The following is a 305-nucleotide window of genomic DNA, read 5'->3' as shown; positions in this document are numbered from 1 at the left end:
CGCCGAGCACGAGGGCCGCGGCCGCCGGGGCGCGCCAGGCGGCCGGGACGGGCAGGGCCAGCAGCAGCCGCGCGCCGATCGCCGCCGGCAGCGCCCAGGCCGGGGATACGGCCATCGCCAGGCCGAGGGCGAGGCCGATGGCGGCACCGCCCGGCAGCGCCTCCGCCAGCACGGCCCGGCGCGTCGCGCGGTCCCGCAGCAGCCGCCAGGCGGAATGCGGGCCGGGCCAGCCGGCCGGCATGCGCAGCAGGGATGGCGGCGCGAGGATGGTGGCGCCGAGGCCGAGCGCGAGCAGCAGCGCGGCG

The 305-nt window shown here is 83.0% G+C and carries 1 protein-coding gene; it reads right to left on the bottom strand.

Annotation, left to right across the window (positions count from 1 at the left end):
* Positions 1 to 305 (bottom strand): hypothetical protein (locus E2C05_RS33955; RefSeq protein ID WP_205083338.1); only part of this gene is annotated, 305 nt, incomplete at both ends.

The sequence above is a fragment of the Paracraurococcus ruber genome (assembly GCF_004353985.1).
GTDB lineage: Bacteria > Pseudomonadota > Alphaproteobacteria > Acetobacterales > Acetobacteraceae > Paracraurococcus > Paracraurococcus ruber.
Note: the sequence above shows the minus strand (reverse complement) of the source record. Positions and strands in the feature narration are given on the sequence as shown.